Origin of the sequence: Photobacterium ganghwense (assembly GCF_017329545.1) — a bacterium.
GTDB lineage: Bacteria > Pseudomonadota > Gammaproteobacteria > Enterobacterales > Vibrionaceae > Photobacterium > Photobacterium ganghwense.
Genome location: NZ_CP071326.1, coordinates 214220 through 238088, shown reverse-complemented (window position 1 = coordinate 238088; position 23869 = coordinate 214220). Strand labels below are relative to the sequence as shown.

The window sequence follows — 23869 nt, the reverse complement described above, 5'->3', positions numbered from 1 at the left end:
GATAAAAAGAGCAATAAAATGAAACTACAAAACCTTAATGAAATATTTAAAGGACGTCTGTTACGCATTCCCGATTACCAACGTGGGTATGCATGGCTAGAGCATCAACTTGAAGACTTCTGGGAAGACCTTTTACAACTTGACCCAGAACGCGTCCACTATACTGGAGTGATCACCCTAGAATCTGTTAACAAGCAGCAATGGTCACTTTGGGAAAATGACTTGTGGGTAATTGATGGTGTTGGATATAACCCATATTACGTTGTTGATGGGCAACAACGCCTAACAACATCAATGATCCTCATTCAGTCAATACTTGAATCTGTCCCTACTGACACTCAGTTAAACTATCAGTCAATTGAAAGTATAAAAAAGCAATATGTACTATTCGCCGCAGATGACGGTCAACGTCAAAGTTTCCTCTTTGGGTATGAAAAAGACAATCCAAGTGATGAGTACCTTAAAACAAAAATATTTGGTGAACATTCTCATAGCAACGACTTTAAAGAAACGCTTTATACCCAAAATTTGTTGAATGCTAAAAATTATTTTAAATCTAAGCTATCAGTATTAACTGTAGAAGAGATTGCTATCCTCTATAAGAAACTAACTCAAAAATTCAAATTTAACTTGTATGAAATTGATGACGAAATAGACGTATTTGTCACATTTGAAACCATGAACAACCGAGGCAAGCCACTGACTAGCCTTGAACTGTTAAAAAACCGTCTTATTTATCTGTCTACGCTCTTTCATGATCATGCGGGACATGATGTGTTAAGAAGGAAGATTAATAATGCATGGAAAACCATGTATGAATACCTTGGGAAAAACCCTGAAGCCCCGCTCAATGACAATTTATTCTTAAGAAATCACTGGACAATGTACTTCAAGTACACTCGTCAAAAAGGTGATGACTACATAAAATATTTGTTAGATGAAAAGTTCACATCTCAAAATGTGACTCATCCCAAAAATGAGCACAACCGATTAACGGTCGAAGAAATCGAGGCTTATGTTACCAACTTACAACAATCTATTCGTCCTTGGTTTTATATGCATAATCCATATTTTCAAATATCTGACTATGATAATGAAGAGAATCGACTATTACTTGACCGACTTCATAGATTGAGCTTTCGTGCTTTTAAGCCACTTATTCTTGCTGCATTTGTATCAAAACAAAGTTTCGAAGATATTAATCAGTTACTGAGATCAGCGGAAAGGTATAACTTCACTCTATTCACTCTCAGCCAACGTAGATCAAACACTGGAGACACTGAATTCTTTTCTATGGCAAGAGAGCTGATGACAAAGACAACTACCATACCTTTGGTAGTTGATAAAATAAATGCTTGGGTCGAATACTATTATGATCCAGAAAAGTTCTATAACTACATTGCAGAAAAATACGAGCTTGGTAACGGAGGATTCTTCCGCTGGGATGGTTTACGTTACTTCTTGTATGAGTATGACCAATGGCTCACATATCGAGGTAAACAGTCTACGAACAAGCTGTCTTGGCATCACTTATCCTCGTCAAAGAAAGATAGTGTAACTATTGAACATATATATCCTCAAACTGCCACCAACGAATACTGGCAGACTCGTTTCGGACATATTGACAAAGAGCAGTCTGTTCTGCTGACAAACTCATTGGGGAACCTTGTTCCACTTAGCCGTTCCAAAAACTCGAGCCTGCAAAATGATGGATTTGATCTAAAGAAAAATAATGGTCATGGCGTGGGTTACTACAATGGATCCGCCTCCGAAAATGAGATTGCACAAAAAGACGAATGGGTACCAACCTCGATACTCGAAAGAGGCCTTGATCTGTTAGCGTTCATGGAGGAAAGATGGGCAATCTCTCTAGGAGATTTAGATTTTAAATATACACTTCTCCATTTGAAATTTTTGCGACAAGACATAGAAAAAAGTGAAGCTTAGCTGTTGAGGTTAAAACTTGAATACTGAAGATATACTAACGTCAATTGAAGCCGCCGACTCAATTGTTGATGTTAACGCCATTCTTACGAAATGCATGGCAAATAAATCGATTCAAAGCATTATTAAAGATAGCAATCTTATTAGAGTTATTGAGGTCATTATCGATTTGGGTACTGAGGATGATGACCCACTCTCTATCGACAGACTTCGTGCCGCCGCCAGTTTAGGGAGATTGGCGGCCGTATCGAGATCAAGACAAAGCGAGGTATTCGCCCAACTATCAGAAGTTCTTATTGACGAACCATGTGATATTGAAAACTTGAACGATGGCGATGAAAAGCATTATGCAGCTCAAGCATTAAACCATATAAATGCAGACTGGGTTTTTGAATACGCTTTAAGACAAAGCACTCTCACAGATACATCTGAAAATGCTCGACGAGCATTAATACAACTAGCACTTCAACGTTGTGGAAGCCTATCTTCTGCCTGGCAATCTTCTAGCGATTCGTTAATGTACTTAGCAACCGTCGAAAACGTCGATGCACGAATGAAGAGAGCAAGACGTATTAGCCGAGCTTGGTCAGAAGTGGTGAAAGACTGGTATAAGGATATTGGTTCAGAGGGTGGCTTGGCGCTAGCGAATTGGCTACGAGCAATATTAAATCATTCATCTCCTTCAGTAGAGCACGATGTCTTGATTGATATTGTCGATGATGCTTTTGCAATGTTAATCAGAATGATTGAAATCCGATTTTCACACGCTCTGCTGTCTAGTAGCTATCAAGTATTAGAAGTTGCTCGCAACAGTTTAAGTAGTAGTGCTTGGAGTGAACTGAATCGCGACTCAATCATGTTGCCAAGAATCAAAACCAATCTTAAAGAAGCGGCCCTGGTTTTAGCTCGTCAAAACCGTACAGATAATGCCATTTTGAAACTACTCTCAAAAGCCTACTATTCTAAAGCACAAGTAATTCCTGCCCTTAAAGCTCATTTCGATGATTCCAAAGAGTTAGATCCTGACGTTAAAGAATGGTGGTTACAAGGTGGTAAGCAAACCAGTAGTGAACGTGAAGTGACACACAATATCGGAAATTCTGAAGACCAACAAATCGGCTCTCTGCTGATACAGGTAGAAACCAGCCAAACGGTTATGGAAAAACTTCAAAGAGCAGTTGTTCCATTCCTTGAAATATCAGATCCACCACTGGCTTCTACTGTTAAAAAGGCGTCTAGTGGTTTTATTGATATGTCGAGGATAGCAAGACAATTAGCACGGATGCGTAAACTCACTCACACAAATATGTTGGGTCAAATTGTTGAATATAACCCAAGACAACATGAGATGCTTGGTGGCCACAAGTATGGTGTACGTAACGTACGCGTAGTACGCGATGGTATCCAAAAAGAATTTGGTGGAAAAATCAAGACTCTCGTGAAGCCATGGGTAGAGGTGATATCAGATGACAATAAGTAAATCTACACAAACCACTATTCTACTGACAAACTTATTAGATAGGTTTAAGCCTGTTGCAAACGGAGGCTATACCCTTTCTGGTGAACTGACTGAAAGAGAGATGGACGCTCTTAAATTTGCGTTGAATCAATTGTCTGCTGGTGAAGCGTCTCCAGAGGCTTCGATAACGGATGACACAGCAAGCAAAACTGAACATCTACCTAGCCTACCTGAATCTAACTCAGAAGAAACCTCTGACTTCAGTCATAGAGAAAACGAACAAACTGGGCTAGAGGAGCAAGTTGCTCCATCGGTATTACCGTCTACAGATCAAAAAGATAATCAACATGTTGATTATACTGCTTTAAACACTAGTATTTTTGATTTACCCCTCGGACACTCAAATTCGAGAGTTTGTTTAGACTTCGGTACGGCCATGTCCAAGGCAACCTTAGTTCACGAAGATGAACACGATGACGAAATCGAAGATATTGAAGTTATAACGCTTGGTATTCCTGGTGATCAGGAAGAAATAAGTGAAAATATGCTCATCTCTTCAGTGTTTATTGATGATGAAGGGTACGTTTGGTTTGGCAAAGCTGCCGTCGAGATGTCTCGTATTCAAACTGGCATTGAGCAAAGGCAACGTATCGATAACATAAAAAGATACCTCTCTGAAGAGGGCTTAGGTGAACGAGTTCCAAAATTATTCAACCCTACAAACACTGAATTGTCTTTTGAAGACATGGTATTAGCTTACCTTGCTTATTTCACATGGACAATGAACGAAGCGATTTTTCCAATGGGGTACAATCGAAATATTTCAAGAAGATATGCGATGCCGTGTCTTGACCGATTTAAGCACACGTACGTTTCCGAAAGATTGAAACTGCTTCTTGGTCAAGCACAAGTTTTGGCTGACACCTTCGCAACTCAGTTCAACGATGGTATCCATTTAGATAACCTTGTAAATGCGATAAAGCAAGTGCGTGAATTACCAAATGAATATTTATTTGTTAAAGAAAACGTGACAGAGCCACTTGGAGTAGCAGGTTCTCTAATAAGTTGGCGCGACAACGTAAACTCGTTGGTAATGGTTGTTGATGTGGGTGCTGGTACAAGTGATTTTAGCTTATACCGCGTAAAATATGACCAGAAGAAGCAGCAGAGTATCGCCCTTGAAGTGAAAGGAGCAAGCCGTGGTATCACCGAGGCTGGTAATTACCTAGATAAATTGCTCCAAGGGATGATCTTAAAACAAGCAAATATTAACTACGAGAACCCGTTATACGCAAACACGGTTGGTGCGTTGAGCTTGAGTTTGCGTGAATACAAAGAATCTCTCTTCAAAGATGGGTTTGTGAATGCAACATTATTTAATGGTGAAGTTATTGAAGTTTCACTTGACGAGTTTTTATCGTTACCTCAGGTCGCTGCGTTCTCTACTTCGCTTAAAGAATGTATGCAAAACATCCTAAATGAGATAGATCCTAGCTTCGTCAAAGGTGCTCCTATGGGGGTTTTAGCTATCGCATTAACAGGAGGTGGAGCTGAATTACCCATGGTTAGAGAGCTTGCACAAGGCCAAATTCAAGCTCATGGTACAACTTTAAAATTAGTACAAACGGACTCTTTTCCTAAGTGGTTGGAGCTTGATTACCCCCATCTAGAGCAAGAATATTCTCGAATAGCGGTATCACTTGGTGGTGCTCGCAAGCGCATTCTCTTTGCTTCAGGCCCTGCGACGGTCACATGTGACCCTGTTGGGGAGTACAGTTTAGAAATGTACTGAAGGTTCACTACCATTGGGGGCAGCATTTTAGAATGCAACCCCCTTGCGTATTGATACTAAAAACGGTTGTGGAATGGTATAATTCTGTCATTTTTGTATAAGCAACATAGCCCTATCGGAATCCACAATGAACATAGACCAAATATCTCAGGGCCTTTTAAACAAATTTGAACATAGCCGTTTGGTATTTTGGCAAGATACCGACAAAGAGTTCATTGATCAGCTTGATGAGCTTTCTATTGACGGCATTGAGATCATCCATTTAGATGATAAGTCCCACTTCGAAGTAAAAACACGTGTCGAGCTACTTGAACCAGCCACCCGATTTGTTCTGTACAGCAACACTGAAACCAACAAACCAGAACGCGATTGGTTATATGACATACGCCTTTACTCCGAGGATTTCTATGCTGACTCAAGCTCAATGATCCTTAATGAGATTGGCATGAGAATGGAGTTTCGTCAGGTTATTTCCCATTACCGCGCCTTTTTTACAGCTAAGGTTCGCCGTGAACGCCTGAAGAAGTTGCTGCCTCACAGTGCAAATAAGGAAGAGCTGGAACTAGCACTACTCGCAGCGACACTTAAAGTTGAGTCTCCAACCTTCCCTGCTATCTTGAACCATCTGTTATTAAAGCTTGCAGATGGCATCGATGTTAATACTATTTTCAGTGATCTAGAAAAGTACAACTTGGTTGATACTTTCTGGCGCTTTGCTTTCGATGTGATGGGATATCAAGTTGAAAAATTTGATGATACAGAGCAAATTCAACCTCATCTAAACGATTTGGTGACCAAACTTCTATTCACAGAGTGCTACCAGTCTTTACTTAATAGTGGAATCAACGGCAATCACGAGGTCTTTGCAAGGTTCAAGCAGCACCTGCTACCAATCAATTTAGATGAATCAGGTAAACGCGATTATACCGAGCGAAGAACATTTAACTCCTCTAAACGAGCGACAGCGATCAGTTTTATTAAGGGTATGCGAGAAAATCGAAATTTATCAAATGCATATAACACCCTTGCAAAACAAGTAGAGCAAGAATTCGAGATAAAGCACATCTTGTCGATGGTTAAGTCTCCTACGCACCTTCATCGTGTCGATACTTTTGAATATGCAGAGCAATATTTTATTATCTTACTCGCTCAACAATTGAGCGACCTCGATCAAGTTGAAGTCGATTCGTTGATCTCTCATCGCTTAACGACACATTGGACTCATCATCAGCCAAATTACGCAGCTATCTTAAAAGCAATTAGAGCTGCCAAACAGTTTTATGCGTTAAAGCAGCAGTATATTGATGGCTTTAAATTTTCGTCTGCCAAAGAAATGTACCGAGCGTATGAAACTGACTTGTATAAGTTCGATTCTGCATACCGACGTTTCTGTGAGCATGCTTTAAAAGTCGCTCATAATGGCTCTGATATATTGAAAAAAACAGGGTTGGTTTCTGATATCGAAACACTCTATGTGGACTGGTACTTACACGACCTAGCGATCGCTTGGGGTAAACTCGTCGATGAAGAGTCTTTGTTAGAAAACTGGAAGATTTCAGGCGTACCAAACCAAAATGAGTTTTATAGACGACAAGTCGAAGGCATTTTTAATACAACACAAGTCAAAAAAGTATTTGTCATTATCTCTGATGCACTTCGTTATGAGGTTGCACATGCAATAAGTGACCAAATTAGTAATGAAAAGCGCTTTCATTCCGAGATTAAATCTCAACTTGGTGTCGTACCTTCATATACTCAGCTTGGTATGGCTTCTTTGCTACCACACAATGAAATCTTTACACACATCAACTCAACCGTCGAATACAAAGTCGATGGTATCAGTGCTCGTGGTACAGACAATCGAAATAAGATTTTGGCTAAGCGCAATGGGATCGCGTTTAAAGCCTCAGAAGTGCTGAACTGGACTAATGAAGAAGGCAGAGAAAAAGTTCACGACGCTAGAGTGATCTATATCTACCACAATGAAATTGACAAGGTTGGAGATAAAGGCGAATCAGAGCATCAAACGTTTGAAGCCTGTGCGACAGCTATCAGTGAAATCAAGCAGTTAATTGAACGTATCATCAATCGCTTAAATGGTAGTCGTGTGTTGGTTACCGCTGATCATGGTTTTATTTTTAAATCCAGCGATGTTGTCGATTCAGATAGAACGGCTTTAACCATCAAACCAAAAGGCGCTGTTGAAGCTAAAAAGCGCTACATCATTGGCGAAAACCTCCCAAACGACAGCTTCTATTGGCACGGTAAGATGACCAACACAGCGAGTTTAACTGTAAACTCGGAATGCAGTGACGGTGAATTTATTGTTCCCCGTGGGTCAAATAGATTTAATTTCGTTGGTGGGGCAAAGTTTATTCACGGTGGTATTATGCCACAAGAAATTTGTGTTCCAGTCATCCAAGTCAAAGAACTGACTACAAATAAATTGCAGTCACGATACGCCAAAGAGCGAGTACCCGTTGTTCCGCTTTCAAACCCTATCCGTCTTGTCTCTATGGCAGATAAAATAGAGCTTTTCCAAGCTGCGGCTGTTGGCGAAAAATATACGGCTCGTGAGCTAGAGATTTGGATTGCTGACCCTAATGGTCAGCCCGTATCCCACAAACAGAAAGTGATGTTTGATGCGACCTCTGAAAAACAAGATGATAGAAAGCGAAATGTCGTGATCATGCTCAACGGTACGGGATTTGATCGCACCGTATCTTATAAGTTAATGATGAAAGACATCAGCGATCCGACTAAGACACAAGAGCTACAACCTCACTCTGTCACGATCGATATCGCGATAGAAGATGACTTCTTTTAAGGCGTTAGGAACCCTGTATGACAGAAAATTATAATCAACAAGAGCCTATTGACGTCCCTAATCAGGCAGATGAAATCCAACATGTCAGAGATGTCGATCTGGATGAGTTGATGACGACTCAATTCAAAGGAAGAGTTGTACGTAAAGACCTGACCAAACAACTCAAGGAAGGAGCCAATGTTCCTGTCTATGTCCTCGAGTACCTGTTAGGGATGTATTGCTCGACTGATGATGATGAGTTGATAGAAGCTGGCTTAGGTCGAGTAAAACAAATTCTGACTGATAACTATGTTCGCTCAGACGAAGCTGAAAAGGTCAAATCACTGATCCGAGAAAAAGGCACACATAAAGTTATTGATAAAGTCACTGTAAAGCTTAATCAGAAAAAAGACGTATACGAGGCGAGCCTATCGAATTTAGGTATCAAGGACGCGGTGATCTCTGCCAATGTTGTTAAAGAGAATGAAAAGCTGCTGACAGGCGGTATTTGGTGCATCATTACTCTAAGCTACTTCTATGAGGAAGGCCAAAAAACGTCACCATTTTCTGTTGTTGGCTTAAAAGCAATTCAGATGCCTTCAATGAACATGCAAGAAGTGTTTGACGCTCGACGCAACTTCACTATGGATCAATGGCTAGATATGCTATTACGCTCAATTGGTATGGAACCTGCCAATCTGGAGCAGCGTGCTAAGTGGCATATTTTAGCCAGAATGATACCGTTCGTTGAAAATAACTATAACGTCTGCGAGCTAGGCCCTCGCGGTACAGGTAAGTCTCACGTTTATAAAGAATGTTCTCCGAACTCTTTATTGGTATCAGGCGGTCAAACCACCGTCGCTAACCTTTTCTATAACATGTCAAGCCGCCAAGTTGGTTTGGTTGGCATGTGGGATATTGTCGCTTTTGATGAAGTCGCTGGTATCCGATTTAAAGACAAAGATGGCGTGCAGATAATGAAAGACTACATGGCTTCAGGTTCATTTAGCCGTGGTCGTGACTCCATTGAAGCGAAGGCTTCAATGGTCTTTGTCGGTAATATTGATCAAAGTGTCGAAACGCTGGTTAAAACGAGTCATCTACTTGCCCCATTCCCTCCAGAGATGATTGACTCAGCGTTTTTTGACCGTTTCCACGCTTATATTCCTGGCTGGGAAATTCCTAAAATGCGCCCAGAGTTTTTCACAAACCGTTTTGGTTTGATCACCGATTACCTTGCTGAATACATGCGCGAAATGCGCAAACATGCATTTGCCGATGCTATCGACAAATTCTTCAAGCTGGGAAACAATCTCAATCAGCGAGATGTTATCGCCGTTCGCCGTACCACATCTGGACTACTAAAACTTTTAGTGCCACATGGCGAGTACTCTAAAGAAGATGTACGGATTTGCTTAACCTATGCACTCGAGGTTCGCCGCCGAGTAAAAGAGCAGCTCAAAAAAATTGGGGGAATGGAGTTCTTCGATGTTAACTTCTCTTACATTGATAATGAAACGCTCGAAGAGTTCTTTGTCAACGTTCCAGAACAAGGCGGGTCTAAAATCATCCCTCCAGGTAGACCCAATGCGGGAGTCGTTCATTTCGTTAGCCCTGGCACTGCGGGTAAACTTGGTGTATTCCGTATTGAAACTCAAAAAACAGCAGGTAACGGGAAACTAACGACATCAGGGCTTGGTTCGGATACAGAAGCAAAAGAGCAAGTCAAAGTCGGTTTCGAGTATTTCAAAGGAAACCTATCACGAATAGCAGCAAACAATCAGTATTCGGAACATGAGTTCCATTTGCATTTTGTTGACCTCCAGATGTCTGGTCACTCGCATAGTTCTAGCCTAGCCGCTTTGATTGCTAACTGCTCTGCTCTACTTGGAAAACCGATGCAAGAATCGATGGTGGTTTTGGGGTCGATGACCCTAGGAGGCGTATTGCATCCAGTTCAGGACTTGGCAGGTTCAATGCAAGTCGCTCTCGAAGCTGGTGCAAGCAAGATTCTTATTCCTATGGCATCTGCTACGGATATCCCGACAGTGCCAGCTGAAACATTTACTAAGTTTCAAGTTAGCTTTTACAGTGACCCTGTAGATGCTGTTTACAAGGCCCTCGGGGTTAGTTGATATTTGTTTATGAGATATTAAAGCGGCTTATGCCGCTTTAATATCATTACGCTGCTCAGTATTTATCATTTAGTCTTATATAAACTTCGCTTGCACTGACTCACTGTCAACATCGGAATTGACCTGTTCATTAACGTAGGTATTTAATAGCAAGCCTGAAAAAAATGCAACAAATCTCACAACAACTATCCTACACTAATACCCTTGCACCTGGTACGTAACCGCCCGATTTAGCTATCCTACGTTTTAATTCGAGGTGGTTATCAATAGCTAGTCCACACCACTTTCTGACATCTTCAATGATAGAGAATAACTTCAGTGAATTGATGTTCTCGATTACGACTAACAAGTCATTCTCATCCACATCAGTTTGCCAAGTGAGTTCACTCATATGTACGGCTCCATCGCCGTATTTTTCAGTATCTGGATAAGAACAAATCTGGTACTCATGAGAAAGATGAATCAGCAGGTGATAGTTCATGTCTTCACTTAGGTACAGTTCGCATCGTACCGATTGCCATAAATCATGTTTGATGCATTTATTGTTTGGATAGCGACGGCCATCGCCAAAACGCTCGATAATCGGTTGATTAACAGGTTTTGGTTTGCTCGAGTTCTCGATTAGTAATACTTTTTCTCCTGTTATGACGACCTCTTCGACATCAACGACAGGGTTTAGGTTAAAAGACTCCTCGGTAGCTAGCAAAAACGTCGGACATTGCTTAATAAGCATCCATAGTTGGTATATCAAGTGAAAAGCACCTTTATCCTCAACCAACACAGAGCTGTTGCACACAGGCATCTTAGGGCAGTTATCCTCATTCTGATTTTTTAACCAGTGATGATATCTTTGGAAGGTATCTTCTAAGTCATCATCGCGAATCATTTCATCTAGATCTGACAAGCGAATAGTTTCGATGTAGTTACCATTCTCATCTTCTATTGGAATACACTTACTTAATAAATTGGCCTGATTTTCATGATCTTGGAAAAAGCGAATTAGTTCCCGCAAGTAGCGATTTTCCATTAACTCACCAAACGACGCGACAAAGGTGTCTACGCTGTTAAAGCATAAAGCATGCTCAAAACGTCCAGACTCACGACGCGGCGCTCCGCAAAAGTCGATAATTGATTGCCTTTCAGATGGCGACAAAAGTCTTTTGGCCGTTTTCATCTCACTTATGCGAGACTCTTCTATACAGAGTACATTTGACATATCTTTCTGCGTTTTACCCTGACTCTTAAAGTAGCTGATAGCATGGTTTATCCACAATATGGTATCTCGTTTCTTGCTCATAAGTTCTCCTTAAGTATTGATTTATAGACTATAGAATACCCAATGAGATGTAATTACTTATTTATCGTAATTTATCGTAATAAATTACGAATCAACAAATACAGAGCATTTTGCACTGGGAGGTAATACCTAAAACCGAGTTACAATGCTGGACTGAAACTACTAAGCATCCTATAACTATCAGATCTGTTATTTCGAATGATGTAGGATTTTGTAAAATTGGTATGGAACTGGTTGACTTAGTGGGTGAGCAACATGAGCAATCGAACTCTTTAATCTGAATCACGATTGGTCCAAAATTAATGGATGTTTATGATACTTTAAACCAAAGATTTGGGTGTGTGGAACAAGGAGGAATCGCAGAAGTGCAAATGCGGCGTCAGATGTTAACGCCGCAATATACGACCCGATGGGTCGATTTACAGAAGAGCAGGTGCTAGCTATCCCACAGTCTACAATTCGATGTCACGATACACTAGTCTATTGAGTTCCTTTTCAGCTTTACAATAAATCTGATCAGCAAATATTTCCGAATTAAGGATCTTTGCGTCCGCTGCAATCCCTATAGCGCGATACACGTTGTTCAATTTCCACACGGTTTTACCGCGTTCAACTTCAACAAAAGTTGAATATGGTATGCCCTGGTATGAACCCGCAACTTTTGTATAAACTGTAACCAATACTTGAATACCTACCTGATCCTTTTTAAATAGATAAGTATCTAAAGTCTGCTGCACTTCGTTGAGTATTTTATAGACACCTTCGCTAGTTAATTCTCTAGCACGTGAACTTTTTTGCACTGATTTGAGTGCTTCATCTAAACCCTTAATTTTTATTGAACTCATTGTGACGCCTCCATTGCAGGTGAAGACATCAATGCAGGATTTAACTTCTCAAAATGTTTACTCATTCGAGCAATGACAGCATCAGGTACACCATGAATATTTTGGTATTTCCCATTTGTCTCAATAACTTCGAATGATACATTCATCTCATCCGCAAGTGACTTGTAAAATGACATTTCCCAGTTTTTTACGAATGTGTTTGCAACCACGACGTCAAATCCTGCACGAAGTAAACGCTTCGTTTCGAGTTGACACCAGGCATGAGCATTTTTGATTAGAGCGGGGTCGAATTGGTAGGTATCGTTGCTATCGATAAAAAATTGGTCAGCTTCGACTAAGACAGCATTGAGAGTTTTTGCGTATGTAGACTTTCCAGAGCCTGGTAATCCACGCACAAGAGTAAGTGTTTGCTTGGCCATTTTGGCGTTTCCTTTTATTAAAAAATAATTCCCTCCTCTCACCGATAAGGTGATGAATTCTTTAATATTGTTTAATTTATTTAACTCAATCTTTATACAAATTGAGATAGAGAGTGTTCGAGCTTATTAAAACGTATAAAAATCTTTTCGTCAACAATTTATTTCAATTAAAACAAAGGCTTATTATTTACTTTTAACGCTATTTATATCTAATAAAAACAAAGTGTCGGTTTTACCCCTTATCAGGGGTAAACGACAAGCTACCCTCTATAAGGGGTAAAAATGGTCGGAATTTACTATGAATCAAACATCGATTGATGCACTGCGAAAGCAGTGCTGATTGCGAGCAGCTAACTTCGTAGATGCATGTGCAGACTAAGGCAAACTTTATGTTGTTCCTGTGTTTTCTTTACTTAAAGCTGTTGCTAGTAACACTTCTAAGTACACCTGTTTGAATTCGATTGACGTATGCTTATATAGTGCAACTAACTAAATACTAGATGGCTACACAGGTTATGGGACACAGAAAAATCGCAGTACTTATTGATTCCGAAAATACTCCCCACTCAAAGTTGAGCCTGATCATTGAAGAATTATCTAGCTTTGGACAAATAATCGTTAAAAGGGCATACGGCGACTTCTCTTCTGAACATTTGGAAAATTGGAAACAGCCGTTAAATGAACTAGCAATTCAGGCAAAGCAACAGTTTGCGTATACGTCTGGAAAAAATTCGACAGATTCGTTAATGATTATTGATGCAATGGATCTATTATATACTCACAGATTTGATGCTTTTGCTTTAATTTCCAGTGACAGTGACTTCACTAGCCTTGCCACAAGGTTAAGAGAATCAGAAATACACGTCATTGGTGTCGGGAAAGCAATGACACCGACTGCGTTTAAAAACGCTTGTGATGACTTTGTAGCGATAGAGAACCTAAATCCTGACGTTGAGATTAAAGAAGTACAATCTAGCTCAGCTCAAGACGCAGAACGTGAACTCTGGCGATTAATGCACCAAGCATGGCAAAATTATAGAGATGAGACTGGTTGGGCTAAACTAGGGGAAGTCGGCAAATATTTAAAGAGATTGAAGCCAGATTTTGACCCTAGGAACTACGAATTAAAGAAACTGTCTGACTTTTTTGATAAGTATCCGACCCGCTATAGAGTCCGTAATAATAAGCGGTCTGGTATGGAATTTCAGCTGATCACAAAGGCAAGCAAATAGAAATAGCTTTCCATCTTGCCTTTTAGGCGATTTAGTAACTTTATGGCGTTAGAAATTGCCAAATGCGGCTACTGCCGCAAAGAACAAGTAACCAGTCACTCTTGTGGGTCAGAACTGATTCTCTCAGGAAGCGCTGCACATATCTCTAAATTTAGTTCGACAAAGTGGTCCCAGGCATACTGTTTTGAAAACCGAGACAGATACTGCAATTCGACCCGACAAATATCTGGCCTATCTTCATAGATAGAACAGAGCTTTGTATCTAAATCGAAATGCTTACAGCACCCATCTCCCCTATCAAGAAACTTCGTTTCATCAGAGAGATGGACGTTAGAACAGCATTTACCACATTGATAGCAAGGGAATGAGTAGCTCATCAGAATTTAAATGAATCCTCTGAGCACATCATTTGATCAAATTCTTCAAAAGATTTATATGGTAAAACAGAACCAAATTGATCGCTTATCGTATTCAATGCTTCTAAACATTGATTTGGTTCCCAATCATTCATTCCCAGATCAAATGAATCAAATGCAGACATGAATAATTGCTTTCTTAATTCAAAATGCTGATCAAGTTGCTGCTGAAGTGCTAAACGATTCTGACGAATTTGAGGAACAGCTGCAAGGCAAAGAGCTTGTATCTGACGTCTTCTCTCTTTCGCAATTTTCACTAATTGACTATCACCCAGAGCTACTAGACCTGATTGATGGATCAAATTGCCAATCATATATCCGACGCCAGCCCCGACAATGGAACCAACGACTGGGATAGGAATCATAACTTGACCAAGGGCACCATAATAGAATGACGCTGAACTGGTTATTGCGGTATGTGTAATTTCATCACTAAGTTGCTCTAGCTCTATGTCTCCTTTTAGGTAACTAATCATCGACTTACTAGAACTAATAATCCCTGATGCAATTGCGACTGGGGCATTGCTTCTTGCTAACGCTTTTGACACTCCAGCACCTAAAAAATGCGTCGCAGAGTGTGTTATACCTTTACTTAATGCTGTTACTGTATAACCAGTCGCGTAACCTTTTGCTGTCGATATTGCAATATTTACTGTTGCTTCTCCTAGCTCACGCTCACCGTTATAAACTTGATAAAACTCTGTCACGCTACTGGTCGCCCCACTCAATGCTGCGCCTATGTTACCAGCCCTTTTCCCTGACTCATGCATATCAGCAAAGGCTGCTTCCAGTTTAGATTGATTAGCGATGACTTCTGCAACATTGGCATCGGTGGCCTTTAGCGCCTCATCATAAGTTGTGCCAGCAGATCTTACATTTCCATACTCAAGTGATTCCGTCAGGTTTCTATAAGTTTGCTCGTAGTCTTCGGCCTTAAGGGTTCCTGCTTCAATCCTCTTCTCAAGCAATTCTTTAATTTTTTCAACTTGGTCTTGAGGTGCCAATCTTTGCATTTCTTGGTATTTTTCATTGGACAATGCGAATGCACTGCGTGCAGCACTGTTACAGGATTTTGCTTGCACTTCCCTCAAGGTCTCCTTGCCGTTGGAAATGATGATGTCAACAGGATCTGTTGGAAAGCCCATACTTGCTGTAGTCTTGGCGAAAAGTTCACTATCTTTTTTCAGTGCATCCAAGTTAAATTTTATGACTTCAAGCTGTTCGAACATATGGCCTTGAGCCTTATCAGCAGCGACATTCTTCCATTTTTGAGCGAGTTCAACTAGATGTTCACTATCTTCAAAAATATTGAATGTTCTCTCTGTAAATCTCTTTGTAGCAGCATCTGCTGTGTATCCACCCAGAATGGACACAAAATCATCTTGTTTTTTCATGATTGGGAAGCCTTGGATTTAACAAGTAGGAAGGCTTTACTGCCTTCCTATTTCGTTGCATTACGCAATAATTTTTTTGGTTTCTTCCAACACCTTGCGAGACTCTGGTGTTAGCGTACCCTCCTTGTCTATGATAGGAGCTTCCAGCAAGTTCTTTAAAACTTTTGCAGTAGACGCTGCGATCATTACACCCTTACGATCTTCTTCGGAGTACGTACTATAGTTTGTATTTGATTCTACCAACTCGTTTAATGATTGGAGTAATGGCTGGAATCTAAGTTCTAAGCTACGTAAAACTTTGGTAATTTCTTCAAACCTCAAGCGTATGCCACTTGCCGCAACCCTCGCCTCTTTCATCTGCTCTGAGGCCAACTCAGCCTTATCAAGATTGCCATATGCATCTTCTTTAGCAGCCTCCGCTTTTGAAGCCATCATCATTCCGCCAACAGCGAGTACAGGCCCAGCGACAACACCACCTAAAACCATCATGCCACCTGCCATACCGTACCCCCCCGCAGCGAGTGAGCCGCCCCCTAACCACGCTAGGGTAGCGTTAGTCGCTGCTGCACCACTTAATGTGCCTATGGCAGTACCTGTTGAAGCCGTCCCTAAAACACCGACGCCACCGTAAGCAGCTAAGCCAGCAAGTCCACCACTACCAAGAGCCGTGATTCCACCTGAAAGAACACCTTTTATCTCTAAGACGCTACTTTTCATTCGAGCAAGCTCTCCAGCACTCATCACTGGCAAATTTGTCGCGTCATCTAGGTTATTGTCCTCAAAGGAAACATTTTTTATTTTTGAAAAAACATCAACAAACGGAATGATCGACTCATTGTAAATTTTGTATTTTGCTTGACCTAAGTTTTCCATCGCTTTTTGAGTTAACTCACGCTCCTCTTCTAGCTCGGATTTTGCCTCGTCAAACATGCTCTGCGCACGTCTATTGACCCTTTTTGCAGTGTCAAAGTCATCTTTTGCATCGATACCTTTTTTCACACCATATCCACCCGCTACAATAGCCGCACCTGCTAATATAAATGGTAAAGGCATCGTTACATCTCCATGAATAGGTTGGCTTCTTTAACAAGAATCATTTGACGTTTAACCCAGTTTTCCATGTCAGTGAGCAGACTAGGCGAAATATTGAGAACTTCTGCTAAGTGCTCAATAACAGCCTTCTCACTGTCTTGATAAGTTTCATCTGCATAAGCAACACCAATGAGTTCCAGCATAAACGCCACTTTTTGATGCTGAAGCTCAAATAAATTTCCTAGTTCGTCTAATTCGGGTTTACTATCGAAATTCACGTTGACATCACACTGAGAGCGAATCGTTTCCAACATAAGCTCTTCTTTTTCGTCGATATGTCCATCGACAGAGATAATTTTTTTTGCAAAAGCAATCAATGTTGCCTGTTGTTCATTGTTCAAATGCTGAATAAACATATTTGTCCTTTCTTAAAATGCGATTTAGCAGGGTAATTGAGAACTTTAAACTAACGCTGTAGGTTATCTATTGCTCTCATAAGAGTTCTTGCTTGAGAACTGTCATCTAAACTAACCTTTTCACGTAAACGAATTAGTTGTCTTTTTGCATCTACATCTTGGCTAAACAAGCTATGGTCTTGAAGAGCTGCAATAGCTAATGCTCGCTTCAAGGAGTTTTGCGACTCTTGCTTGTTGTTTTGATGGTAATAATCTAATACACGGTCGCGCGGAGCTTTAGAAATCTTTCCCCAATGTTCCAATGTGCTTTTAGTTGCAGCATCGCCAGCAGCTTTTACGGCCGCTTTGCCAGCACTTACCAATGAATCAAAAAAGCCCATCTTTCTCTCCTTAAGTTAATGTTTCATATTCGTGGTCAGTAATACCTACATCCCATATCAAGTTACCAAACCCATTAAGCCACCTATCCAATTGCTTTGACTTTATGACAGTCGCTGTCACAACAAAATAGTCTGGATGTTCTTCGAGCGTTTGGTCACTCGATAATGGCGTTTCTTTTAGATAAAAACCTGTTTGTTTAGCGATGCAAAATCGAATCGAACACTTGTCACCTTCACCAAAGCCAAAGCGCCCATCCGTATAATATTGACTGAGCTTAAACTCTTTTGGTCTCTCAAACTCAAATGTTGAGACTGTGGCTTTCTTAATGCGGTGGATAGCAATCGTTCGTTCGTTGTCATACCCATCAAAACGGCAAACTAGATATAAACGCTGACCTTGCTGCGCTAATCCGAGCGGCATCACCATTGATGATTTTTGTGTTTGGCTTGCGTTTACGTAGTCAATGGTGAGATAACGATTGTGATACAGAGCATCACTTACTTTCCTGAAAACCAAACTGTCTATTTTCGGCGGTAACAGTGGCAATGTCTCACTAACCACCGCTACCTTTTTAAGCCATTCACGATCTTTGGTACTTCCAGAGGTCGGATTCAATTGGTATTTCGCTTCTTGAAAAAAACCATCCAATGAAGAAGTAAGGTTTGCAGGTAATAAGTACTTAAGATGCTCTTGAGCTAAACTGAGTAGCAAGGCATCAACGGACGATAATTTTGGTAAAGATAAACTCTCGGAACCCTTGTTCCAGCGATAACCATAAGGCTTTGTTCGATCATCTCGCAAAATATCAAAATGATCACAAAGCATTTCAAGGCTTCTTTGTACAGACCTAAGATCTCGAAGAATCCCAACTTCTTCTAACTGGCAGTGTAGTTCACGTGCCGTCACCTGATGTGATCTGGGTATGCGCTTTAGCAATTCAAACGCGATAACTAGAGATTCGTTAGTGCTCGATCGTTTAGCCATACTTGTTCTTGCCCAACTGCTCAAAATTAATTGCTTATTTAAAACACAACAAAGGTTTTAGAAATACATTATTGCCGCGTCATACTTTTTAATAAATTACTTATACATCAATATGCAACTTATAGGTAAGCACTAAGTAACACATGTATCCAATAAGTTCACTATAACGTGCGATTAGTCAAATTGTGTCGCACCAAATCGTTTACAAAACAACCACCTTGAGTAATAGAGCAAATTCAACACACAGTTAATCTCTTGTTCTATGTGACACATAATGTCGTACTTGGGTTTAAGATCACCTCTATTAAGGACACTTTTAACATCGGAGAGCACAATGTCTGTTAATAGGTGTGATAAAAATCTCTCTGCTGAAACCGCTGGTATCAGCACAATTACTAAGGTGACATGGCAGGATCTCATCAACCAGATACGTTTCTTAGAAGCTGAGAATAAGAGCCTCAGAGAAAAGGTGTACTCCTTAGAAAATCAGGTTCGAATAGACAGCCTAACTAAGGTTGAAACTCGTGAATATGGAATGTCATACCTAGAAATGTCTTTAAAAAATGAACAATTGAACTCACTAGGACTAGTCTTCATAGATGTCGATCATCTTAAAATAATCAATGATACGGAAGGACATGTGGTTGGGGATGAAGTTTTGTCTTATGTCGGTAGTACACTAAAAAAAATTAAGAAACCTTACGAATCTATCTCAAGATATGGCGGCGACGAGTTCCTTGCTGTATTGCCGAATGTGTCACGTCAAGAATTAGATGATTGGTGTAAACGAGTTCACGAAAACCTCGAACGACAACAAAGGACATATACTCGCCCATCGCCTCCCATCACAGTCTCGACTGGATGTCATGTATACAACATGAAAGGGTCAGAGAAACTTACATCGAAACAACTACTCAATCTAGTGGACCTAGATATGTATCAAAAGAAAAATCTTCGTTTTCGTTAACGAACCACACAAAAACCAGGAACTCTTTGGGTAAACGTTGAATGTGGACCAGGAAGCAAACATTGGCAATGCACTGCGAGAGCTGTGCTGATTGGAAGTGGCTTTAGACCCTATGACTGCCCCTAGTTAAAAGTCGAGATACGCAACGCTCAATGTGAACAACGGAGAGTTCAGCGCAATCAAGTGGCAGGAATTTTTCTTAGAACTAACTTGCTATACCGATATCAATTGTTCGTTATAAGCAAAAAGCATTGACTACTTGTTTTAAAAATTAAAGGATCTGTAGAAGTTGTGCTTCCAGCTCCTTGCCCATTAGGATCTCAAAAGAGGTATACATTGCAGTAAGACGCACTTCGTTTCCACATATCTCAATACGAGAAAAACCTTTAGATGTAAGTTTCTCAATAGAGACCTCAAGCTCTTCGACACTGCGACCTGTTATCTCAGATAACTTCCCTACACTATTTGGCCTCTCATAAGCCATCATATTCAAGAGCTTAATATTATCGTTAGTTAAAACCTGTGACAGCTCTGTTAAAGATGCAAACCAAAATTGAGGCATATCTTCCACATGGTTTAATTTACCAGCTGCAACATCCAATATATACTTGCGAACGAGTTCCTCCGAGGCGATTCCGATTCTAGCTTTCATAATTTATCCATGTTAACAAAAATATAATAACTTCCTTTAACTGAGAGGAAAAACAGTGATAATTATCATAAATTACAGTAGATTTCTCAAACCTCAATATCAAATTTCTTTAAACCACGCTCTCATCATTCGCTACTTTGATGAAGCGCAATAATCTTAAGAACATCAGCTGTAATATTAACTGCTTTAGTGTTTGATGGTATATCTATCTTATCTTGATATTGCACCCAAACTTCACCGTTTTTTGAAACTCGGATCATTGCAAATGTTTCAGCAAGAAAGGACTTATTGACGCCAAGCTGCTCATGAATATCATCGATCATAGTTATCCCTATTACATGTCGGTAGAAAATATGATTGAATACTAATCCATGATGTTCAGGAAAACAATACTATTCATCTATTAGATTACAAAGTGTACACTTGCATATAATATGAAAAGCCAGATCGTTGATCTGGCAGATATCAAAGAGGCTTTATTAAAGACTGGAACACAAAGACTCTAATATCTTTCTTTCAGTGCTTAATTTTTTAACTCTATTACCAGTTTCAAAACCGTCTATTTTGCTCATGTGTTTAACAAAGCGATCAGCATTTGCTTTACTTGAAATTTTAAAATTAAACAAATTATTGTAGGTTTTAATTTTATCAGTCAATTTTTTATCATAGAAAAGCATATTCTGAAAAAGAATATCAGGCATAACGTATGCGTCTAATACTTGTTTAATTCTGTACATTGATTGATACAGATCTTGTGCTTCTACAGCAGTCAAAAGACCATCTAAAGCAAGCTTTTCAACCATATCTGCTACGTCATGAACTGGCTTTGATATCTTTGCCGCCTCTTTCTTAATTCCCGCTCTGTCAATCTCGAAGTAACCGCGGCATTCATTCATTTTTGCTTTATGATATATTCTGTAATAGTATTTATGTTTAGCTAAAAATTTTTCATAGGCACCTCGAGTAATCTCGAATTCCCCCGACTTGACACATTCAGAAGCATTGTTACTTACAAATTCTTCAAATGTATACTTGGGATATTCATCAATACGTTTTTGAGCTACATTAATCACCATTGTCATTGGAGATCTATTTCTAGAATCTTCATTATCTATCTTTATATTTAATCGAAGATAAAGAGTCATACCTTTTCTATGTCGATACGGCGTATAATACATACCATCATTATTTTTGTTATATCTTTCTTTATCTACTGCTACATTAATTGCATCTGCGTTATTAGCCATGATTAAAACCTTATCATTTATTTTTATCTTTTAATATAAGATACCAGTTAAATTAATATAAGTAAAGAAACTGAAATTTGCCAAAAATATAATTTTAAAAGATTGATTTTCAATCTCTATCTAATACAAACCAACTGACATTCCATTATTATTGACAGAAAAATTTGATAAAAAATTTATTAACTAAGACGAATCATTGATTCTTAAAAATCACCGAGTCATTAAAAAATAATGACTAGGGAATTATATATAGAAAGTAATATCATTGCATTTAAATACAACTATAAATATTAGGTTACTTCTTTATACCTTTGTGATCCTGGTTAATGATACTTTCTAATAGTTTGTTCACCAAACTTTGTTGTGGTTTATCATTCTTGTGTAAGATCTCAACATGAGCGGTAGTAATAAAAGTCTTATAGTCACTCTCAGAAATCTGTTTTGTGCTTAAATTTTCAAATAAATTTTCCATTGCTTTTCGCTTAGTGATGCATCTAAATGCTTTATCAATAGTATCCAAAAATAGCGCTTCAATGACAGTTTCAAAACCCATTTCAACATCTTTAAGCGTAGAAATCATCTCAACGACATACACAACATCAGAAGCGCCTTTTAATCTTTTACGTGCTCTCAAGTTCCACTTCATATCATCTATTAATTGTTCCACTTCTCTGCGATATCTAACATTCACAGAAAGCATGACAAGATAAGTCCTCATATCTTGATCTTGCTTATTCTCATAAACTCTAATCGCATTATCTGATTGTTCTTGAGCGTGCGCAGCCGCTCTTTCAAGTTCTTCTTCATAGTTACTAAGGTCTTTACAGGCGTCATGTAGATTACCGTTTCTAATTAGCTTTCCTAGTGTATATTTTCGATTTCCGCCCAGCTGAGAAGCAGACATTCGAACCCCGTCGAGATTAAATACGATACCCACCGCCATCCCCTTCTTTGTTTGTAGCTCTACTTTGAGCCTTGAATGTGTTGACTCAACAGCAGTGACAAACTCTGCAAGATTAGAGCCTGGCTTTAACTTATTAATACCTGTTTTTACCAGCCGAGCGATTTGAGCCTTTATGTTAAATTTTTTAGCGTCATTAATATCAGCATAGGTATCGTAACCAATCTCATTACTACTTACTAATTGTCGCAGACCAAACTCTATCTCTAGCTCCCTCATTACTTCTTGTGCACGTATCTTGCTATAAGAGTCTTTGATGCGCTTTCTTGTCACTATATCGATGGTAGACGTGACTACGTGTATATGTTCTTCGTCGGTATCATTATGTTTAAAGACAATATATCTACAATTTGCATAACCCAAGCGGCTCATCAAATTTTTAGCTGTTTTACACCATTGTGCATTAGTTAAGCTTTCATTTGTATCGAGGCTAACTATCATGTGCTTAAACTGATGTTTAGCACTTGGGTTAAGCCTTATAGATTCTTGCATCTCCCTTATCGCAAGTGACATATCTAACATATCCCCTGGTGCGTTTTTAGCATTTACAGGGATATTTATAATATTATTTGAATAAATAAATTCTGTTAATGCACCAGCGACTTTAGTGGCTCCTGCACCATAATTTACTAAATATTTAGCCACTCGTTCATCGTCACCAGCAACATACTTTATGAGAGCATCTGCGGTTTGCTCTGTGTGTTTACCACCTTTTTGTTCAGCTTCCTTATAGATCATGACTTGAACCCATTAATTTCTTTCAGTAGCTGAAAAAGCTTGTCTTCATTTAAATGCTGTTTTGCTATTTCATAAGCCACTTCTTGAGTAAAGCTATTCACTAGCAAGTGACGAGTAGCTTGAAACTCTCTTAATAACCCTGCTAGTACAACAAGAGTACTTTCTATTTCATCTCTTGTGAGAGATTTACTATTATCAATATCGTTGGCAATTGTTTTAATGTATTCAGTGAGTTCTGAAGTTTCTGTGAAGAACTCTTTAGATGCCTCTAGAATGATGGGTTTGACTTTTACAGCATTATTGATGATGTCACGAGTAAATGCTGAAAGCTTTGAATAACCAGCTATGCATTGCTTGTTAACTAGCTCTTGATATTCTTTTTCAGTGAGATTTGTCTTTACTGATTTAATCTGCAAATCAGCAGGTTCTTTACGAGCTTTGTATTTCTCTTTTTTTACTGTCTTTATGGCAGTTTCAATAGCTCTAAAATCCTCTGCCCCTACATTCCTTAGAAGATCTAATATATCGTTTTTCATAATTATTACCTTTTGTTGTATTTATACTCACCTCTCAAATAATTAGATATGGTTATTACGAACTAAGACTTACAGCATATGATAAACCAGCGCTAACACCGAAGGGGGTTAGTGCAACCAACCTGAATGGGCGGAGTATTTGTCGGAGTTTAATTTGGAACAAATAAACGCGCAGACACAGCTTGCTTCAAAACTTATTACCTATATTATTAATTT

Annotated in this window: 22 protein-coding genes; 8 read left to right on the top strand and 14 right to left on the bottom strand. The window is 39.4% G+C overall.

The window, feature by feature from the left end:
* The first annotated feature begins 18 nt into the window (after nucleotides 1-18).
* The 5 genes from FH974_RS17025 to brxL all read left to right on the top strand — a co-directional run bounded on the left by FH974_RS17025 (nucleotide 19) and on the right by brxL (nucleotide 10136).
* Nucleotides 19-1947, top strand: a complete 1929-nt coding sequence (locus FH974_RS17025; RefSeq protein ID WP_025525719.1) for a DUF262 domain-containing protein — start codon at nucleotides 19-21, stop codon at nucleotides 1945-1947.
* Between the two features lie 16 nt (nucleotides 1948-1963).
* Complete coding sequence (locus tag FH974_RS17020; RefSeq protein WP_207103963.1) at nucleotides 1964-3424, top strand: hypothetical protein; 1461 nt, start codon at nucleotides 1964-1966, stop codon at nucleotides 3422-3424.
* A complete protein-coding gene (locus FH974_RS17015; RefSeq protein WP_207103962.1) occupies nucleotides 3411-5195 on the top strand; it encodes an acetate and sugar kinases/Hsc70/actin family protein in 1785 nt (594 codons plus the stop codon). The genes FH974_RS17020 and FH974_RS17015 overlap by 14 nt, the downstream gene beginning before the upstream one ends.
* Nucleotides 5196-5322: 127 nt before the next feature.
* Complete coding sequence (pglZ, locus tag FH974_RS17010; protein WP_207103961.1) at nucleotides 5323-8022, top strand: BREX-1 system phosphatase PglZ type A; 2700 nt, start codon at nucleotides 5323-5325, stop codon at nucleotides 8020-8022.
* Between the two features lie 74 nt (nucleotides 8023-8096).
* Entirely contained in the window at nucleotides 8097-10136 is a 2040-nt protein-coding gene (gene brxL, locus FH974_RS17005; protein WP_207104214.1) for a protease Lon-related BREX system protein BrxL, read from the top strand.
* A gap of 190 nt (nucleotides 10137-10326) precedes the next feature.
* Here brxL and FH974_RS17000 read toward each other — a convergent pair whose 3' ends face one another.
* Nucleotides 10327-11433, bottom strand: a complete 1107-nt coding sequence (locus FH974_RS17000) for a hypothetical protein (protein WP_025525728.1) — start codon at nucleotides 11431-11433, stop codon at nucleotides 10327-10329.
* A gap of 302 nt (nucleotides 11434-11735) precedes the next feature.
* Here FH974_RS17000 and FH974_RS26450 point away from each other — a divergent pair, with 302 nt between their 5' ends.
* The gene (locus FH974_RS26450; RefSeq protein WP_080258714.1) at nucleotides 11736-11873 is read left to right on the top strand and encodes a DUF4113 domain-containing protein; all 138 of its coding nucleotides are present in this window, start codon (nucleotides 11736-11738) and stop codon (nucleotides 11871-11873) included.
* A 12-nt stretch (nucleotides 11874-11885) separates the two neighbouring features.
* On the opposite strand, the gene FH974_RS16990 is transcribed toward FH974_RS26450, so the two are convergent.
* Both FH974_RS16990 and FH974_RS16985 read right to left on the bottom strand, forming a co-directional pair.
* Entirely contained in the window at nucleotides 11886-12278 is a 393-nt protein-coding gene (locus tag FH974_RS16990; protein WP_025525730.1) for a hypothetical protein, read from the bottom strand.
* Nucleotides 12275-12697: an ATP-binding protein gene (locus FH974_RS16985; RefSeq protein WP_025525731.1), complete on the bottom strand. Its 423-nt coding sequence runs from the start codon at nucleotides 12695-12697 to the stop codon at nucleotides 12275-12277. Before FH974_RS16985 ends, FH974_RS16990 begins: the two co-directional genes overlap by 4 nt.
* A 515-nt stretch (nucleotides 12698-13212) precedes the next feature.
* Here FH974_RS16985 and FH974_RS16980 point away from each other — a divergent pair.
* Nucleotides 13213-13929 carry an NYN domain-containing protein gene (locus tag FH974_RS16980; RefSeq protein WP_207103960.1) on the top strand — a complete coding sequence of 239 codons (717 nt, stop codon included), beginning with the start codon at nucleotides 13213-13215 and terminating at the stop codon, nucleotides 13927-13929.
* Between the two features lie 95 nt (nucleotides 13930-14024).
* Here the strand turns inward: FH974_RS16980 and FH974_RS26445 are convergent, their stop codons facing one another.
* From FH974_RS26445 to FH974_RS16950, 6 genes are read right to left on the bottom strand one after another with little or no spacing between them, the layout of a single operon-like run.
* Complete coding sequence (locus FH974_RS26445; protein ID WP_140106216.1) at nucleotides 14025-14306, bottom strand: YkgJ family cysteine cluster protein; 282 nt, start codon at nucleotides 14304-14306, stop codon at nucleotides 14025-14027.
* Nucleotides 14306-15739, bottom strand: coding sequence for a hypothetical protein (locus FH974_RS16970; RefSeq protein WP_053542806.1), 1434 nt, complete (start codon nucleotides 15737-15739; stop codon nucleotides 14306-14308). Before FH974_RS16970 ends, FH974_RS26445 begins: the two co-directional genes overlap by 1 nt.
* 60 nt (nucleotides 15740-15799) lie before the next feature.
* Nucleotides 15800-16792: a hypothetical protein gene (locus tag FH974_RS16965; protein WP_102887512.1), complete on the bottom strand. Its 993-nt coding sequence runs from the start codon at nucleotides 16790-16792 to the stop codon at nucleotides 15800-15802.
* 2 nt (nucleotides 16793-16794) lie between these two features.
* Nucleotides 16795-17187 carry a TerB family tellurite resistance protein gene (locus FH974_RS16960; protein WP_053542808.1) on the bottom strand — a complete coding sequence of 131 codons (393 nt, stop codon included), beginning with the start codon at nucleotides 17185-17187 and terminating at the stop codon, nucleotides 16795-16797.
* A gap of 50 nt (nucleotides 17188-17237) precedes the next feature.
* Entirely contained in the window at nucleotides 17238-17567 is a 330-nt protein-coding gene (locus tag FH974_RS16955) for a hypothetical protein (RefSeq protein WP_025526526.1), read from the bottom strand.
* Between the two features lie 10 nt (nucleotides 17568-17577).
* Nucleotides 17578-18552: a helix-turn-helix transcriptional regulator gene (locus FH974_RS16950; RefSeq protein ID WP_029831919.1), complete on the bottom strand. Its 975-nt coding sequence runs from the start codon at nucleotides 18550-18552 to the stop codon at nucleotides 17578-17580.
* A gap of 334 nt (nucleotides 18553-18886) precedes the next feature.
* Here FH974_RS16950 and FH974_RS16945 point away from each other — a divergent pair, with 334 nt between their 5' ends.
* On the top strand, nucleotides 18887-19519 hold the full coding sequence (locus FH974_RS16945; RefSeq protein WP_110097201.1) for a GGDEF domain-containing protein: 633 nt from the start codon (nucleotides 18887-18889) through the stop codon (nucleotides 19517-19519).
* A 271-nt stretch (nucleotides 19520-19790) separates the two neighbouring features.
* On the opposite strand, the gene FH974_RS16940 is transcribed toward FH974_RS16945, so the two are convergent.
* From FH974_RS16940 to FH974_RS16920, 5 genes are all read right to left on the bottom strand, one after another.
* The gene (locus FH974_RS16940; RefSeq protein ID WP_025526531.1) at nucleotides 19791-20171 is read right to left on the bottom strand and encodes an HVO_A0114 family putative DNA-binding protein; all 381 of its coding nucleotides are present in this window, start codon (nucleotides 20169-20171) and stop codon (nucleotides 19791-19793) included.
* Nucleotides 20172-20296: 125 nt separating this feature from the next.
* Nucleotides 20297-20494 carry a hypothetical protein gene (locus FH974_RS16935; RefSeq protein WP_060533708.1) on the bottom strand — a complete coding sequence of 66 codons (198 nt, stop codon included), beginning with the start codon at nucleotides 20492-20494 and terminating at the stop codon, nucleotides 20297-20299.
* A gap of 156 nt (nucleotides 20495-20650) precedes the next feature.
* Nucleotides 20651-21418 carry a hypothetical protein gene (locus tag FH974_RS16930; protein ID WP_148513838.1) on the bottom strand — a complete coding sequence of 256 codons (768 nt, stop codon included), beginning with the start codon at nucleotides 21416-21418 and terminating at the stop codon, nucleotides 20651-20653.
* Nucleotides 21419-21713: 295 nt separating this feature from the next.
* Nucleotides 21714-23117, bottom strand: a complete 1404-nt coding sequence (locus tag FH974_RS16925; protein ID WP_207103959.1) for a relaxase/mobilization nuclease domain-containing protein — start codon at nucleotides 23115-23117, stop codon at nucleotides 21714-21716.
* Nucleotides 23114-23653 (bottom strand): chromosome partitioning protein ParA, encoded by a 540-nt coding sequence (locus FH974_RS16920; RefSeq protein WP_207103958.1) that lies wholly within the window; start codon nucleotides 23651-23653, stop codon nucleotides 23114-23116. Before FH974_RS16920 ends, FH974_RS16925 begins: the two co-directional genes overlap by 4 nt.
* Nucleotides 23654-23869: the final 216 nt, after the last annotated feature.

Bases quoted from the DNA above. Each gene is read 5' to 3' on its own strand.
- FH974_RS17025 (WP_025525719.1), top strand. From the start codon at position 19: ATGAAACTACAAAACCTTAATGAAATATTTAAAGGACGTCTGTTACGC.
- FH974_RS16970 (WP_053542806.1), bottom strand. From the start codon at position 15,739: ATGAAAAAACAAGATGATTTTGTGTCCATTCTGGGTGGATACACAGCA.
- FH974_RS16980 (WP_207103960.1), top strand. From the start codon at position 13,213: ATGGGACACAGAAAAATCGCAGTACTTATTGATTCCGAAAATACTCCC.
- FH974_RS16940 (WP_025526531.1), bottom strand. From the start codon at position 20,171: ATGAAAGCTAGAATCGGAATCGCCTCGGAGGAACTCGTTCGCAAGTAT.
- FH974_RS16930 (WP_148513838.1), bottom strand. From the start codon at position 21,418: ATGGCTAATAACGCAGATGCAATTAATGTAGCAGTAGATAAAGAAAGA.
- FH974_RS16990 (WP_025525730.1), bottom strand. From the start codon at position 12,278: ATGAGTTCAATAAAAATTAAGGGTTTAGATGAAGCACTCAAATCAGTG.
- FH974_RS16965 (WP_102887512.1), bottom strand. From the start codon at position 16,792: ATGCCTTTACCATTTATATTAGCAGGTGCGGCTATTGTAGCGGGTGGA.
- FH974_RS16950 (WP_029831919.1), bottom strand. From the start codon at position 18,552: ATGGCTAAACGATCGAGCACTAACGAATCTCTAGTTATCGCGTTTGAA.
- FH974_RS16945 (WP_110097201.1), top strand. From the start codon at position 18,887: ATGTCTGTTAATAGGTGTGATAAAAATCTCTCTGCTGAAACCGCTGGT.
- FH974_RS17015 (WP_207103962.1), top strand. From the start codon at position 3,411: ATGACAATAAGTAAATCTACACAAACCACTATTCTACTGACAAACTTA.
- FH974_RS16960 (WP_053542808.1), bottom strand. From the start codon at position 17,187: ATGTTTATTCAGCATTTGAACAATGAACAACAGGCAACATTGATTGCT.
- FH974_RS26445 (WP_140106216.1), bottom strand. From the start codon at position 14,306: ATGAGCTACTCATTCCCTTGCTATCAATGTGGTAAATGCTGTTCTAAC.
- FH974_RS16920 (WP_207103958.1), bottom strand. From the start codon at position 23,653: ATGAAAAACGATATATTAGATCTTCTAAGGAATGTAGGGGCAGAGGAT.
- FH974_RS17000 (WP_025525728.1), bottom strand. From the start codon at position 11,433: ATGAGCAAGAAACGAGATACCATATTGTGGATAAACCATGCTATCAGC.
- FH974_RS26450 (WP_080258714.1), top strand. From the start codon at position 11,736: ATGGATGTTTATGATACTTTAAACCAAAGATTTGGGTGTGTGGAACAA.
- FH974_RS16955 (WP_025526526.1), bottom strand. From the start codon at position 17,567: ATGGGCTTTTTTGATTCATTGGTAAGTGCTGGCAAAGCGGCCGTAAAA.
- FH974_RS16985 (WP_025525731.1), bottom strand. From the start codon at position 12,697: ATGGCCAAGCAAACACTTACTCTTGTGCGTGGATTACCAGGCTCTGGA.
- FH974_RS16935 (WP_060533708.1), bottom strand. From the start codon at position 20,494: ATGATCGATGATATTCATGAGCAGCTTGGCGTCAATAAGTCCTTTCTT.
- pglZ (WP_207103961.1), top strand. From the start codon at position 5,323: ATGAACATAGACCAAATATCTCAGGGCCTTTTAAACAAATTTGAACAT.
- FH974_RS16925 (WP_207103959.1), bottom strand. From the start codon at position 23,117: ATGATCTATAAGGAAGCTGAACAAAAAGGTGGTAAACACACAGAGCAA.